11 protein-coding genes are annotated in these 14861 nt (G+C 64.1%); 3 read left to right on the top strand and 8 right to left on the bottom strand.

Translation table 11 applies throughout. The annotated features are described in order from the left end of the window. From BRAS3843_RS19560 to BRAS3843_RS19550, 3 genes are all read right to left on the bottom strand, one after another. Positions 1-427, bottom strand: a 427-nt coding sequence (locus BRAS3843_RS19560; RefSeq protein ID WP_035982219.1) for an MBL fold metallo-hydrolase, incomplete at its 3' end; no start/stop codon positions are given. 10 nt (positions 428-437) lie between these two features. After that, complete coding sequence (locus tag BRAS3843_RS19555) at positions 438-674, bottom strand: DUF2783 domain-containing protein (protein WP_008970738.1); 237 nt, start codon at positions 672-674, stop codon at positions 438-440. Positions 675-683: 9 nt separating this feature from the next. Further along, positions 684-2318 (bottom strand): FAD-dependent oxidoreductase, encoded by a 1635-nt coding sequence (locus tag BRAS3843_RS19550; protein WP_008970737.1) that lies wholly within the window; start codon positions 2316-2318, stop codon positions 684-686. Between the two features lie 177 nt (positions 2319-2495). Here BRAS3843_RS19550 and BRAS3843_RS19545 point away from each other — a divergent pair, with 177 nt between their 5' ends. Next, a complete protein-coding gene (locus tag BRAS3843_RS19545; RefSeq protein ID WP_035982217.1) occupies positions 2496-3044 on the top strand; it encodes a MarR family transcriptional regulator in 549 nt (182 codons plus the stop codon). Positions 3045-3093: 49 nt separating this feature from the next. Here the strand turns inward: BRAS3843_RS19545 and BRAS3843_RS19540 are convergent, their stop codons facing one another. After that, a complete protein-coding gene (locus BRAS3843_RS19540; protein ID WP_008970735.1) occupies positions 3094-5151 on the bottom strand; it encodes an AsmA family protein in 2058 nt (685 codons plus the stop codon). A gap of 218 nt (positions 5152-5369) precedes the next feature. Here BRAS3843_RS19540 and BRAS3843_RS19530 point away from each other — a divergent pair, with 218 nt between their 5' ends. Both BRAS3843_RS19530 and BRAS3843_RS19525 read left to right on the top strand, forming a co-directional pair. Next, the gene (locus BRAS3843_RS19530; protein WP_008970733.1) at positions 5370-6044 is read left to right on the top strand and encodes a Crp/Fnr family transcriptional regulator; all 675 of its coding nucleotides are present in this window, start codon (positions 5370-5372) and stop codon (positions 6042-6044) included. 338 nt (positions 6045-6382) lie between these two features. Beyond that, the gene (locus tag BRAS3843_RS19525; protein ID WP_008970732.1) at positions 6383-8041 is read left to right on the top strand and encodes a glycosyltransferase family 39 protein; all 1659 of its coding nucleotides are present in this window, start codon (positions 6383-6385) and stop codon (positions 8039-8041) included. Positions 8042-8061: 20 nt separating this feature from the next. On the opposite strand, the gene BRAS3843_RS19520 is transcribed toward BRAS3843_RS19525, so the two are convergent. The 4 genes from BRAS3843_RS19520 to BRAS3843_RS19505 all read right to left on the bottom strand — a co-directional run bounded on the left by BRAS3843_RS19520 (position 8062) and on the right by BRAS3843_RS19505 (position 14602). Further along, complete coding sequence (locus tag BRAS3843_RS19520) at positions 8062-11220, bottom strand: efflux RND transporter permease subunit (protein ID WP_008970731.1); 3159 nt, start codon at positions 11218-11220, stop codon at positions 8062-8064. Then, positions 11220-12146: an HlyD family efflux transporter periplasmic adaptor subunit gene (locus BRAS3843_RS19515; protein ID WP_008970730.1), complete on the bottom strand. Its 927-nt coding sequence runs from the start codon at positions 12144-12146 to the stop codon at positions 11220-11222. The genes BRAS3843_RS19520 and BRAS3843_RS19515 overlap by 1 nt, the downstream gene beginning before the upstream one ends. Before the next feature lie 49 nt (positions 12147-12195). Beyond that, a complete protein-coding gene (locus tag BRAS3843_RS19510) occupies positions 12196-12849 on the bottom strand; it encodes an OmpA family protein (RefSeq protein ID WP_035982216.1) in 654 nt (217 codons plus the stop codon). A 139-nt stretch (positions 12850-12988) separates the two neighbouring features. Then, on the bottom strand, positions 12989-14602 hold the full coding sequence (locus BRAS3843_RS19505) for a caspase family protein (RefSeq protein ID WP_035982214.1): 1614 nt from the start codon (positions 14600-14602) through the stop codon (positions 12989-12991). Positions 14603-14861: the final 259 nt, after the last annotated feature.

Genomic DNA, 14861 nt, shown 5'->3' with positions numbered 1-14861 from the left:
GCCTCGAGGTCAGCGTCGGCCAGGTCAGGCCGGGGATGCTTTGGGCGTCCTGGAACAGGCGGGGAAACCGGCCATATTCGGAATCCCAATCCTGCTGGCCACGCTCGACGATCAACCGATGCGTCTCCTGCGAGGCGACAATGCCTTGCGCGTGATAGGCCGAAGCGCCGAGCACGCGGACCGCGTGATAATGCGACAGCACGACATATTTAATCGGCTTGTCGGTCACGGCCTTGACGCGCTCGATCACCTTGTTTGCCATCGCCGGCGTTGCCTGCGCGTCGAACACGATGCAGCCGTCGTCGCCAACGATGACGGCCGAGTTCGGATCGCCTTCGGCGGTGAAGGCGTAGAGATCGGGACCGATCTCGGAGAAAGTGACCTTTTTCTCCGCGAGGTCCCCGGTTGACGCAAAACCTGTCGCCATCGTGCATTCCCTATTTTTGCAGGCCTGAAGCAGCCGTCTGCTGCTGATGAGCTTCCATCATGCGCCGCTTGGCGAGCGCAATCGCGTCGCGCAACACGTCGATGTCGCCGACGTGATTGGCGAGGATGAGCACCAGCGCCGCGTCGAGATCGGCGCTCTCGAGGTCCGACAGCCCGCGATGCGCCTCCACGATGGCGCGAAAGGCATCGTCGGGCTTGTTGAAATTCGAACTGGTCGACAGCGTCATGGCACTCACTCAGTTCAACCCGGCGGCACGCGCCATTGCGGCCTCGATCGCAGCCCGCGTCGGATGCCGGAAGCGGGCCGCCACGTAGCCGTCGGGCCGCAGCAGGTAGGACGTGCCCGGCTCGGCACCATAGCGTAGATGCGCAAGGCCTTCGGCATCGGCCAAGCCACGCTCGCGATCGATCCTGATCATCCCGACCTCGTCGGGCACGTCGGGCACCGCTCCATTCTCGAACGACAGCAGCGTGAAGCGCTTGCCCTGGGCCGCGAATGCGTCGGTCAAGAATAGGGGCCGACCGTCCCGATCCTGCAGCGGCGCATCCAGCATCGAGGTCCCGGGACATGGCCCGCTTTGCCAGTTCTCGGCGTCGGCCGTGGACAGCGGCGTAGCGTAGACCGATGGCACCGAAAGCCGGCCACCATTGACCATGCGTTTTGCGAATTCGGTCTCCTTTGCCAGCGCCAGCACCACCTTGCGCAGCCGCGCTTCCTGATGCGAGTTCGGCGCCATGAAGTCGGTAGCGCGGGTGGATTCGCGGATGTTCTCGTCTGCCGCCGCGCTTCGCTCCAAATCATAAGTTTCGAGCAGAGCCGCCGGCGACGAGCCGCGCAGCACGCGATCGAGTTTCCAGGCCAGATTCTCGGCGTCCTCCAGGCCCGAATTCGCACCGCGCGCCCCGAACGGCGAGACCTGGTGCGCGGCGTCGCCTGCGAAGATGACCCGGCCATGGATGAACCGTTCCATCCGCCGGCACTGGAATTTGTACAGCGAGATCCACTCGAACTCGAACTGATCATGGCCGAGCATGCGCGCGATCCGCGGCCGCACGTTGTCCGGCTGCTTTTCGACATTAGGATCGGCGTAGCGGCTGAGTTGCAGATCGATGCGCCAGACGTCGTCCGGCTGGCGGTGCAACAGCGCCGAGCGCCCCGCATGAAACGGCGGATCGAACCAGAACCAGCGCTCGGTCGGAAAATCGGCCGCCATCTTGACATCGGCGATCAGGAACTGATCCTCGAATACCTTGCCGGAAAAATCCGCGCCGACCATCTGGCGCAGCGTCGAGCGCGCGCCGTCGCAGGCAATCACATATTGCGCCGACAGCCTGTATGGACCGTCCGGCGTCTCGATCGTCAGCAGCACGCGATCATTGCGCTGCTCGAGCGCGGTGACCTTGTTGCGCCAGCGCAACGAGATCGCCGACAGCTCGTCGACGCGATCGACCAGATAGGCTTCCGCGTAGAACTGCTGCAGATTGATGAAGGCCGGACGCTTGTGGCCAGGTTCGGGCAGCAGATTGAACTGATACAGTTCCGAGGGACCGTGGAAGATGCGGCCGACATTCCACACCACGCCCTTCGCGACCATCCGGTCGCCGACGCCGAGCCGATCCCAATATTCCAGCGCCCGCTTGGAAAAGCAGATCGCGCGCGAGCCCTCGCCGATGCGATCGGCATCGTCGAGCAGCACCACGGCATGGCCGCGCTGCGCCAGATCAATGGCAAAGGATAACCCCACCGGTCCTGCGCCGACCACCACGACCGGATGCTCGGTCGGCTCAGGACGCTCCTGGTCCGGATGCCGTCGATAGCCGAACTGAACCTTGGCCCTGCTCGTGGTCTCTGCCGGATTGGCCTGCACCATGGCTTGCCCTGCTCGCTTGTTTCGTATCCCGCTGTTGCGGTCGTTGTTGGCGTTTCCCACCGATGCGCAAATCGGCATCTTGCCAGATAGTCGCATCTGCAACTATCTTACACCCGACGGCCTCGGCCGCGTCAACTCAAAAATCGGAGCCCCGCCTTGGCACCTGTCCTGGCAAACATGTCCGCAACCGCCATCCGCCGACAGGCGAAAGCTGGCCAGAGCGCACGGGAGATCGCGGCGCCGCAACAAGCGGAACGGCTCGACCTGTTCAAATTCACGCCGTTCCGGCTCAACCGGCTGGCGGCCGAGGTCAGCGCGGCGCTCGCATCCGAATATCGCGAGCGCTACGGCCTCGACATTCCGGAATGGCGCGTGCTGGCGACGCTCGGCTTTCGCCCCGACGCCTGCAGCGCGCAATATGTCGCCCACTGCACACGCACGCATAAATCCACCATCAGTCGCGCCGTCACCACATTGCTGGAACGGCGGCTGATCGAGCGGGTCGAGAATGCGGACGACCGCCGCGAGTTCCGGCTACGGCTGACCCGCAAGGGCAAGACACTGTATGAGGAACTCATCCCGCGCCTGCAGCACAAGCAACGCGAGATCATGTCGTGCCTGTCGGATCAGGAGCGCAAGACCTTCGATCGCCTGGTCGGCAAGATCGAGGCCAGCCTCGGCCTGATCCGGACCAGCGAAGAGGCCGACGCGAAGGAGGCCTATTGAGCCCATTCATCGCGAGGCCAGGTTCCGCTGGGTGTGGGGTCGGTCAAATTTACCGGTTGAACAGGCGCCGCAGCACGTCATTCATAGGCTGACTATCCTGCGCATCGTCATGCGACACATCCGGCATGGCGTCCTGGCCCTGAGGGACTTGTGCCGCTGGAGGCTGAACGGACGGATCAGCCGGCTGCGGCGGCGCAATGGCGCGCCCGCGGCTGTTCAATCCCTGCTGCAGCCCTTGCTGGATCAGATTGCCGAGAGTGGCACCAAGCTCACCACCGAGCGCGTCCGATGGTCTCGGCGAATCCGGCGCGGGCGGCGAATTCCCTTGTCCGGCGGGCGCATTGGAGGTCGCGTGACCGATCAGGCCACCGATGCCGTTGATCAGGTCGCCCAGACCGGCACCGTCCCTGCCGAACAGCCCCTGCCCCATCTGCTTCAGCTTCGCGTAGGCGGCGTCGGGGTTATCGAGGATTCCAGTGACATCGGGATAGATCCGCGGCTGGCTCCAGGAGCCGTCGATCACCACGGGTATGCCGAGGCCCACCGGATCCGACCTGCGCCCCTGTCCCTCGGTGGTCATGACGAGCTTCGGCTCGACCCGCAGTGCCAAGGACTTGTTGCCGATATCGATCGTGCCGGCACCAGTGACCTTGACCAGCGGCCCGATCAGGTTGAGGTCGCCGGTAGCGGCCTGCCCACGCTCGACGTTGAACGACGCCGAAAGCTGGCTCAGATCCGTCGACAACTCCTTCGAATCCTGCCAGCCCGCGAGCGGATTCGAGGTGAGCGAGCGGATCATCTGCGCGACATTGATGCCGCGGATCGCGCCGTCCTGAAACACCAGGAATGCCGAACCCGCGACGTTCGACAGGATCGCCTGCTGGCTGGCGCCGCTTGATCGCAGTGCGAGCTTCGCCTGCATCCTGGCATCGAGCTTGTCGAAATCGGCCAGGTTCTGCAGCAGCGGCAGCGCCCGCGCACCGACGATATCGCAATGCATGGCATAGGCCGGATGGTCGCCGGACGCATCGACGATGAGTTCGCCGTTGGTCTGTCCATCGTAGAGCGAGAGCTTGTCGACGGTCGCCTTCAGCACGCCCCCGGCGAGCGAGGCGTCGACCGCGGCCGGCCCCAGCCGCGCGCCGGCAACATCGAGCTCGGTGACGGAGAGCTTGGCCTGGACGTCGATGTAGTTCAGTCCCCTCAAGTCGATCGAAGCCGTGCTCCACCCCTGCTGGGGGACCACAGCTGTCCCGTTCGAAGCCGCGATCGCAAGCCGCTGCAGGTCGAGATCGAGCTTCACGAGCGGCTTGCTGGCGATGTCGATCGAGGCCCAGCCATTGAAGGCACCGTCATCGAGCGTGCCGCCGACGTTGCTGATCGTCACGAGCTTTCCGTTTAGCCGCACCTCTGCACGGCCCGATAGTGGCGAGCGTAGAACACCTGGCACCTCGATCTTGAAATCGACCGGAACCGCCTGGCGATCGATCGGCATCGGGTGCGCGTCCGCCGCGATGTCAAACGTCAGCGGATGCTCGCCCGCCCGTGCACGGCCGATGATTGTCATCTTGTTGTCGGTTGACATCGCCGCTGTTGCCTGGATGGCGTCGATGCGCTGTTCCACCCGGTCGTGCGCATTGGATAGAACGACCGCGCCATCACTCACCGTCACCTTGTCGACCAGGATCGGATTGGCTGTGGCGGAGCTTGCGGGTCCAGCATTGCGCGACGGAGCATCGCGCAGCCGCTCCCGCAGCAAGGGCAGATAGAGCGTAGGATTTTCGATGGTGAGGCTGCTGAGCTCCGGCCGGTCCGACCATAGGCTCGACCATGCCGCCTCGGCCTCGACCTTGCCGATCGTCAGCCGGTTGTTGCCGTCCCGATCCTTGGGATCCTGCAGCGTGATCTGGGTCAAACTGGCCTTGAACATTGGCCACAGAGTGATCCTGCCGGCTCCCGCACTGCTCAGCCGATAGCCGGTCTCGCGCTCGACGCGATCCCGAAAGGCAGGCATCAGCACGCTCGCCGGCACGCCGAACGCGAGCAAAGCCGCGAGGATCACAACAAAGAGACCAATCGCGGCACTCGCGATTTTCAATGCTTTCATGCCGATATCTCACTGCACACGCGGGCGAGACAGAACAGATCTGGTCCAACAAGAGGACCGCCTACTCCAATTCAAGCCAACGACTGACTTCGCCAAGACGCTCGTCAAGAGCGCCGAAAATAATAAGGATCGGCCGCAACTTTATGTGACCTATGACACACTTCCGCCGAAGCGGTTTCAGTAACTGATGCTTTCAAGCTGTTTGCAAAGGTATAGTGATGAGCAAGCAGACCGAATTTGCGATCATCCTGAAAACGAACCCCATATTCGCGGATCTCGGGACCGACGAACTGCAGCGTCTTTCCAATTTATATCACACCCAACATCTCGCAGCCGGCGAGATGCTGTTCCAGAAAGGCGATCCCGGCAATGCCTTGTTCGGGGTCCGGCACGGCCAGATCCGCATCGAGACCGGCGCGACTCACGGCACAAGGCTGACGCAGAACTTCATAGGGCCGGGCGACCTGTTCGGAGAGGACGCCGTGCTCGAGGGTCAGGAGCGGACCGCCGACGCGGCAGCGGGAGAAACGACCGAATTGTTCGTTCTCCGGCGCGAGGAGTTCCTCAATTTCCTGGAACGCGAGCCCAAAGTGGCGATCAAGCTCATCCGCTCGCTCTGCCGCCGCATCCGCTGGCAGAGCGAGCGGATGAGCGAATCCGTGCTGCAGCCGCTGCCGATCCGACTGGCGCGGCGGCTCTGCGCCTTGGCCGACGATTTCGGCTCGGAGGTGCACATCTCGCAGGAGCAGCTCGGCATTTTCATTGGGGCGGCGCGCGAAAGCGTCAACCGGCAGCTGCAGGCCTGGCGCCGGAATGGCATTCTCGATCTGCAGCGTGGCCGTATCCTGCTCCAGGATATGACCAAGCTCAACGCGATCGCCCGCAACGATTAGCAACACAGGCAATCACCGGGCTGACGCCAAGGTGCCGCGATTTCTTCAAGCTTTGGACAGTGCTGCGCGCGAATGGAGCGCCTTTTGCTTCCACAGCCGCGCAAATCGGCCTTTTCCAAGTTGCCGAGGTGACCCAAAGCGTCCAACGCGCATCATTTCGTATCTAGGCCGGCCAAACATGATCGCAATTGGGCCACTACTCCTCACAATTTGCGACATGAACTCTTTTTAATGGTTCTAAAAGAAGTAATCCGGCAGCGGTGATGTCCTTCTCCCGCGTGCGCATGCGCGTGGGTCGGGCTTCGTGCGCCCTGCCATAACGGCGAGTAACCAGTGCGATGTGTGTTGGGTTGTCGGCGATCGTGGTGCGTTCGGAATATGGCCATCGCGCCTGGTCCTCGGGAACGACCTGGCGAGGAGCATTTCTGCTCTGGATAGACGGCGTCGAAGAAGGATGGGGCATTCCACTCCTGATCGCGGGTCTTGTCGCGCTCTCCATGGCCTATTTCGCGGTGGCGTACATCCAGGGCGATCTGCATCAGGACGTGATCGAGACATGGTCGCTCGGCCGCAGCTTCGAGTGGGGCTCGTCCAAACATCCGCCGCTCATGGCCTGGGCTGCGCGGGCCTGGACCACGGTGTTTCCGCTCACAAACTGGTCGTTCAACCTGCTGGCGATGACCAACTCCGCGATCGGGCTGTGGTTCACCGATCGCATCGCGCGCCAATTCGTGCGCGGCGACAAACGGCTGACTGTCTTATTGCTGCTGCTGGTCCTGCCGATCTATCAGCTGCATGCGCAGCGCTTCAATGCCAACGCGGTGCTGCTGTCGACATGGCCGCTGGCCACCTTCTGCTTCCTGCGCTCGTTCCAGACGCGGCGCACGAGTTGGGCCATAGCCGCCGGCGCGACCGCAGCGCTCGCCATGCTGGGCAAGTACTATTCGATCTTCTTGATCGGAAGCTTCGCCGTGGCTGCCCTATGCCACGGGCAGCGTAAGGATTACTTCTCCTCCCGAGCCCCGTGGATCGCGGCGGCGACGGGTCTTGCCGTGCTGACACCCCATATCTACTGGCTGGCGACGACCGGCGCACAGCCGTTCTCCTATGCGCTCGAGCACCATTCCGGGAAAGCGCCCGTAGCGGCGCTGGTCGAGGCGATCGGCTTCGTTCTCGCGATGAGCGGTCTCATTGCGATCCCCGGCCTGATCTGGCTGAGCATGGCTCGGCCTCGTCCGAGCCGGTTGCTGGACGACATCTTCGGACTCGACGCCAGATTGCGGCTGCTGCTCAGCATCGGTATCGGAACCGTCGCCTTTCCCGCCCTGACCTCGGCCATCTTTGGCACGGACATGCCGCCGCTCTGGGGCCTGCAGGGCATATTCCTGTTCGTGATCGTGATCGTATGCGGCGCAACCTACCGGGTTCCGCGCGAACGGACGGTCAATCTCGCCGCAACCGTCGTCGCCATAGGAGCGCTCGCCACATTGGTGGTCGCGCCGCTGCATGCTGTGTACCGCAACTCCTTTCCTCTGCATGAAGGCCGCAATTTCTATCAGCCAGCGGTCGCGGAGCTGACCCGGCAATGGCATGCGACATCGGACACGGCTCTCCCCGCGGTCGGCGGCGACGAAGGACTGGCCTTTGCTGCAGCGTTCTATAGTCCCGACCATCCCGTCTTTCAGACGGAGCTGGTGCATCCCAACGAACTGAAGCTGCCGGACGGTGCAGGCTTCAGCGAGGGGTGGGCTGCTCTTTGCTACGACAATGACGTGTCGTGCATCTCTGGCATGGACGCGGCTGCAGCGCGGACGAAGCATGCGATCCGTTCGACCTTCTCGCTGACCACCAGTCTGTTCGGCTGGGAGGGCGCGAGCCAGGGCTTCGTCGCGCTGATCGTACCTCCGGCAACGGACGAGGCACCTCAGCCTGAGGCGAGCCACGGCATTGCGGAGGATCTCAGCTCCCAGCGTCGAAGCCGGCCCATGCTCAACTGATCGGCCTGTTCACACGGACCTCACTCGGCCGCCGGCGAGATTCGCGTCGGCGGCTTCTTGGTCTGTGTACCGTTCGATTGACGTCCTGACGCAGCATCCCCAGCCACGTCATCCGCCGCTGACGAGACGATCAGCCGCCGGCCCATGCGCCAGAACAACGCGCCGATGTCGTCCATGACCATGAACATCGCCGGCACGAAGACCAGCGACAGCACGGTCGAGAAGATCAAACCGCCAATCACGGCGAGCGCCATCGGCGAGCGAAACTCGCCGCCGGCCCCGACCGCGAGCGCACTCGGCATCATGCCGGCCACCATCGCGATCGTCGTCATCACGATCGGCCGCGCCCGCTTCATGCCAGCGTCGATCATCGCCTCCTCGCGCTGACGGCCTGCATGGATGGATTCGATGGCAAATTCCACCAGCATGATCGCGTTCTTGGTGACGATGCCCATCAGCATCAGGATGCCGATCCAGACCGGCGTCGTCAGCTGCTTGCCGGTCAGAAGCAGCGCAGCGATTGCACCACCGATCGACAGCGGCAGCGAGAACAGGATCGTGATCGGCTGCAAAAAGGTGCCGAACAACAACACCAACACCGCATAGACCATCATCAGGCCCGAGGTGATCGCAGTGGCGAAGCCCTCGGACAGCTCGTTGAGACTTTCGGCATCGCCCGACGGACTGACCCTGACGATCTTCGGCAGCGTCTTCATGACCGGCAGCTCGTTGATCTGCCGGGTCGCATCGCCAAGCGCCGCGAAGCCAACGAGGTCGGCCGCCACCGTCGCCTGCCGCTCGCGGTCATAGCGGTTGATGCTGGTTGGCCCTTGATCGAGCTTGATGTCGGCGACCACCGAGAGCGGCACGCCACCTTTCTCGCCGTGCATTCCGAGCGGTACGCGCAGCTGCTCCAATGTCTGCACATTGCCGCGCGCGCCGTCCTCGAGCTGGACCCGGATCGGAATCAGGCGATCGCCGGCATCGAATTTTGCGAGCGCCGGCCCGACATCGCCGATCGTCGCGACGCGGATGGTCTGGGACAGGCTTTCAGTCGAGACGCCAAGCCGGGCGGCAAGATCGGCACGCGGCTGAATCCGCAGTTCCGGCCGGTCGAGCGCGGTTTCCGAGACGACGTTGGAGATGATCGGGATGCGCTTCATCTGCGAGGCGAGCTCGCTTGCGACATTGTCGACGATCTTGCTGTCTGAGCCGGTCACCACCAGCGAGATCGCGCGCAGGCCGTTTTCGTCCAGGAACCAGAAGCGGATGTCGGGGACGCCGTGGAGCTCCTCGCTGATGTCGCGCTCGAGCTCCTTCTGGGTGATCTTCCGCTCCGTCTTCGGCGTATAATTGATGATCAGCGCCGCGCGGCGCACCTCCATGATGCCTGGCGGCGAGCGGCCGCCATCCACGAACACGCTGCGGACCTCCGGCCGTTTGCGCAGCCGCGCGACGATGCCTTCGGTGACCTGCTCGGTAAAGGCGAGCTGTGAGCCGGGCGGCAGCTCCATCGCCAGCAGCGAGCGCGCGGTGTCCTGCGCGGGCAAGAAGCCCTGCGGCAGCAGCTTGATACTCAAGATCGAGGCCGCAAAAACCGCGAGACCGATGACGACGGTGATGAAATAGTGCTTCACCGACCAGCTGACGACCCGATGATAGGCGCCCAGAATGCGGCCGGGCGGCGGCTCCTCATGCGCCTGGTGCCTGAGAAAATAGGCCGCCAGCATCGGGGTCACAAAACGCGCGGCGAGCAGCGAGAAGAACACCTGCACCGACACGGTGATGCCGAACTGCTTGAAGAACTGACCGGCCACGCCCGACATGAAGCTTGCCGGCGTGAATATCGCGATGATGGTGAGGCTGATCGCGATCACGGCGAGCCCGATCTCGTCAGCTGCCTCCAGCGCCGCGCGATAGGGCGTCTTCCCCATGCGCATGTGGCGCACGATGTTCTCGATCTCGACGATGGCGTCGTCGACGAGAATACCGGTCGACAGCGTGATCGCCAGGAACGACACGAGATTGAGCGAGAAGCCGAGGATATCCATCGCCCAGAACGCGGGGAAAATCGAGAGCGGCAGCGAGATCGCCGCGATCACGGTCGCCCTGATGTCGCGCAGGAACAAGAGCACGATGACTACGGCGAGAATCGCGCCCTCGAACAGGGTCGAGATCGCGGCCTCATAATTGCCCTTGGTGAAATCGACCGAGGTGTCGATCAGCTTCAGGTCGACGTCGGGATAGGCGAGTTTCAGCGCATCGATCCGCTTCTGCACGGCGGCGGCGACCACGACGTCGCTCGCGCCCTTGGCCCGCCTGATACCGAGCGCCACCACCGGGTCGCCGTTGAAGCGCGCGAAGGTCCGCCGGTCCGCGATCGTGTCCGTGACGGTGCCGAGGTCGTCGAGCCGGACCTCACCGCCGCCGAACAATGGGATCATGGTGCCGGCGAGATCGTTCAGCGTCTTGGCGCCGGCCAGCGTGCGGATCGCCTGGTCGTTCTTGCCGATCTCGGCGCGGCCGCCGGCGAGATCGACATTGGTTCCGCGCAGACTCTGGCTGACATTGACTGCGGTCAGCCCCATGGCTTGCAGCCGGTCCGGATCGAGCGAGACCAGGATCTCGCGCTCGACACCGCCGATGCGCTCGACCTGGCTGACACCGCGCACACCCTGCAGCGCGCGCTTGACCACGTCGTCAACGAAGAAGGACAGCTGCTCCGGGGTCTTGCCTGGCGAAATCGCCGCATAGGTCAGGATCGGCAAGCCGATCACGTCGACACGCTGGATCAAGGGCTCGGTGACGTTCTGCGGCAGGTTCGCACGCACACGTGTCACCGCGTCCTTGACGTCGTTGAGCGCGCGGTCGGTGTTGGTCTCCAGCGCGAACTGGATGGTGGTCACCGACAATCCGTCGGTGATCGACGAGGAGATGTGACGGACACCTTCAACGCCGGAGACACCGTCCTCGATGGTCTTGGCGACTTGGGATTCGAGCTCCGCGGGCGCCGCGCCGAACTGCGAGACCGCAACCGAGATCACGGGAATGTCGGCGTTTGGCAGCCGGGTCACCGCAAGCTTGGTGAAGCTGATCCAGCCCAGCAGAAGCAGGATGATGGAGAAGACGACTGACGGCAGCGGGTGCCGGATCGACCATGCGGAGATGTTGAGAGCCATCAGCGTACCCGCGTGCGATCGAGATCGTCGGCGAACATGGTCTTGATCTGGTCGCCGTCATGCAGCGAGCTGCCGGCGTCAGCCACCACGATCTCGTCGACGTCGAGCCCCTCCAGGATCTCGGTTTGGGAGTCCGACACCAGCCCAACGCGGACCCTGCGGGTCTCGATCGTGTTGCCCTTGACCACCTGGATGGTGAGATGATCGATCGCCGTGTTGGGAACGGCGACGCCGCAGCTGCGCTTGGCGTCGATGCTGGCGCGCGCGAACATTCCGACCCTCACGGACGGATTGCCGGTCAGCGCGATCCTGACACGGCCGAGCTGAGTGGTCCGATCGATCTGCGGCGAGACGGTCCGCACGAGCCCGATAATATCGGGCTGATCGTCGCGGCTGATCCGAACGGTTGCCCCGGGGTTGAGCTTCAGGAGATGCACGCCCGGTACCTCGGCCTCGAGCTCGAGCTCGTTCTTGACGGCGATGCGGAACATCGGTCCGGCCTGCGGCGAGGCGGGCGCGCCGACCATGGTGCGAACCTCGGTGACGAGGCCGGCCGCTGGCGCCCGCAGCGACACCGGCCGGCCGGCGTTCGCAGCCGGCGCACCCGGCTGCGGCGGTGGCGGCGTCAGCCGCGCAAGCTCCTGGTTCTCGGTGACGACATCACCTTCCTTGACCAGCACATCGATCACCCGCGAGCCTTCCTGATCGACGCCGACCACGGCTTCGCGGCGGGGCACGACAAAGCCAGTGACCCGCACCAGGTCGGAAAAGCAGGCATTGGCCGCTTTGGTGACGACCACTTGCGCCTGCATGCGCGGCTCCTCTTCGACCCGGTGTGAGCGATGTTCGAACCAGTAATAGCCGCCCAACAGAGCGGCGACGAGCACGGCGCCGGCCGCGGGCTTGGTCAACTCAGAAAGCTTCATCAATGGCTCAATCGCCTCATGGCACGCGTTCCGCCGCCGCCGCCGGACACTATTTCGCCGCGGTCGTCTTACTCTCGGTGTTCACGACCTGCACGCGGCGGTTCACGCCGGACAGCGGCTGGCCCGGATCCTTCAGCTTGCTCTTGCCGTAGCCGACCGTCACCAGCTCCGCACCGGCAATGCCGAATTTTTCGATCAGATACTGCTTGATCGATTCAGCGCGCCGTTCCGACAGGTCCTGGTTATAGGCGTCGGTGCCGGCGGCGTCGGTATGACCGGCCAGCACGAAGGTAGATCCCTTCAGGTCCGCGCTGGTCAGCGCGCGGCCGAGCGCCTGCACGGAAGCCAACGACTTCTGGCTGATATTGGCCGAGTTGTAGTCGAAATTGATCTCGAGATCGATATTCGGCTTCGTCTGGGCGATCGCTGCAATCTCGTCGCGCTCCACCCTGGACAGCGAACGAGCGGTCCGGCCGCAAACGCTCTGCAGGAACTTGGCCTGCTCGGACGAGGCTGCCGGGGCTTCCTGCTGCGGCGGCGCCATCGACAGGCCGCGGGTCAAGGGCTTCTTCGGCCCGGCCAGTGCGCGGACGATCTGATCCTCGGTGACGTCGTCGGCCAAAGCCCGGGTGAGCCCGAACGACAATGCCCCTGTGATCGCGACGGTCGCGAGCATCGTCGTCATAAGAGTTGGTCTCGTCATCTGGCAATCCTCCTGGCAAGACGCGCGGCGCTGGGGCTGTCGGTCAGCCGCCTGTCCCACCCGCATGGCTGTTCGCCTTTTTGTCATTCCAGGCCATCCGCGGGTTCGAACGCGCCGGTGTGGCGATCGCGAAATCCCGCTAGCGGACGCCGTAATTGTCGAATTCCTGGACGATATTGGGGTCCATGGCCTTGGCATTGGCGATATCGAGCGCGCCATCCTGAGCTGCGCCGTTGCGCTGCTTGGCGAGCCCTCGCCCGTACAGCGATGAGGTCAGCCGCGGATTGATCTTCAGCGCCGCGTCAAAATCGGCGATCGCATTCTTGTTGGCACCACTCTTGAGATTGAGAAGGCCGCGACTGTCGAGCGCGTCGACAAAAGTCGGCCGCAGCCGCAGCGCCTCATTGCAGTCCCGCAGCGCCGCCTGCAACTCGCCGATCACGGTACGCGCCCAGCAGCGGTTGTTCAGCGCCTCGACATCCTTCGGATTGATCCGGATGGTGTCGTCGAAATCCTTGATCGCGAGGCTGTAGGCGCCCTTGCTGGCATAGACCTGGCCGCGGCGATACAGCGCACTGGCATCATCCGGATTGGCCGCGATCTTGGCGCTCAGGCTCTTGATGTTCGGATCATCGGCAAGCGCGATCTGGGTGTTTGCTTGCGTGTTCGCCTGCGTACTTGTCGAGGTGCTGGCCGGCGCGCCGACCTTGGCCGCCGGGCTCGGGTCGGGACCGGGCGGGTTGCCGGCCGCAGCCGGCGACGCTGTCGGTGTCGGCGATGCAGCTTTCGGCGCCGCTGCGGGTGTCGGTGTCGCTGCCGGCATAGGCGTCTCGACCTTCTGCACTGGAGCGGGCGCTGGGCTCGGGGCCGGCGGAGCGGAAGGCGCGGGGGACGGAGCCGGCGGCGCCACAGCGACATGCGTCGGGCTTGGGGCCGGTGCCGGGGCGGGCGGCGGCGTTACGTTGCTCTCGGTCGCATTGCCGGCCGGGCGGTTCGCTGCAGGACCTGACACGAAGGTGAAGTCCTCGGCGAGCGAGGACGAGATCCACGGCACCTGCTCGTTGCGCGAGGCGCGGGTGACACCGACCCGGGTGTGATTCAGCGTCTCCTCCGCGGAGAGATCGGGAACCCGAATCTCCTTCAACAGCTCCTGCACGAACAGGCTATGGTCGCGCCCGCTGTCCGACACGACCGAGGACAATGCGGCCGAATACATCACCAGCGTCCCGGTCGGCGCGATGACAGGTGCGAGCCCGGCGGAAGCGGTCCGGAACCGTCGCTCATAAGGATTGCGGCGCGACGCATCGATCAGCGCGATCTTGACGCCGGCGCCGCGGCTGTTCATCTCGCCCAGCACGGTTTCCAGGCTGAAACCGTCGCGCCGCACATCGGCCTCCTGCCAGATCTGCGCGTCGACCGGCATCAGATAGCTCTGCCGGTTCGACTGGATGCCGTAGCCCGAGAAGAACACCAACGCCACCGTGCCAGGCTTCACCTTGCCATACAGGCGCTCGAGCGCGCGGCGCATCGCCTCCCCGCTCGCGTTCTCCAGAATATCGACGCTGAAACCGTCGCGCTTCAGCTCGTCGGCGACGTCGCGCGCATCATTGACCGGCTCCTTGAGCGGCACATCGGCGTCGGGATATTTGGCATTGCCGATCACGAGCGCGACGCGGTCAGTGGCGGCGAGGCACGGCACCGAGGCAGCGACAGACACGATCAAGCCGAGCAGAAAGAGCAGGCGAAGCATCATCACTATGGCGGTCCAGAACTGTGTCGGTCCAGACTTTGGGCGGTCCAGAGGGCAGCAGCGAAGGCGCGATACCCCACTTGCGCCGCAAGCGACCTTACCCCACGCAACACGCATTATCAAATCGCGGTGAGCAGTCGGCAACCACTTGGCGCATCAGCAGAAACGTCACGATCAGCGTGTCGCGCAAGCTGACATCTGCCTCCTGCATCGAGACCTCTCCTGCAATCCTGTCGCATGAGCCCGCGTCCACCGTGCCGGC

Source organism: Bradyrhizobium sp. STM 3843 (genome assembly GCF_000239815.1).
Lineage (GTDB): Bacteria > Pseudomonadota > Alphaproteobacteria > Rhizobiales > Xanthobacteraceae > Bradyrhizobium.
This window is presented reverse-complemented; position numbering and strand designations above follow the sequence as displayed.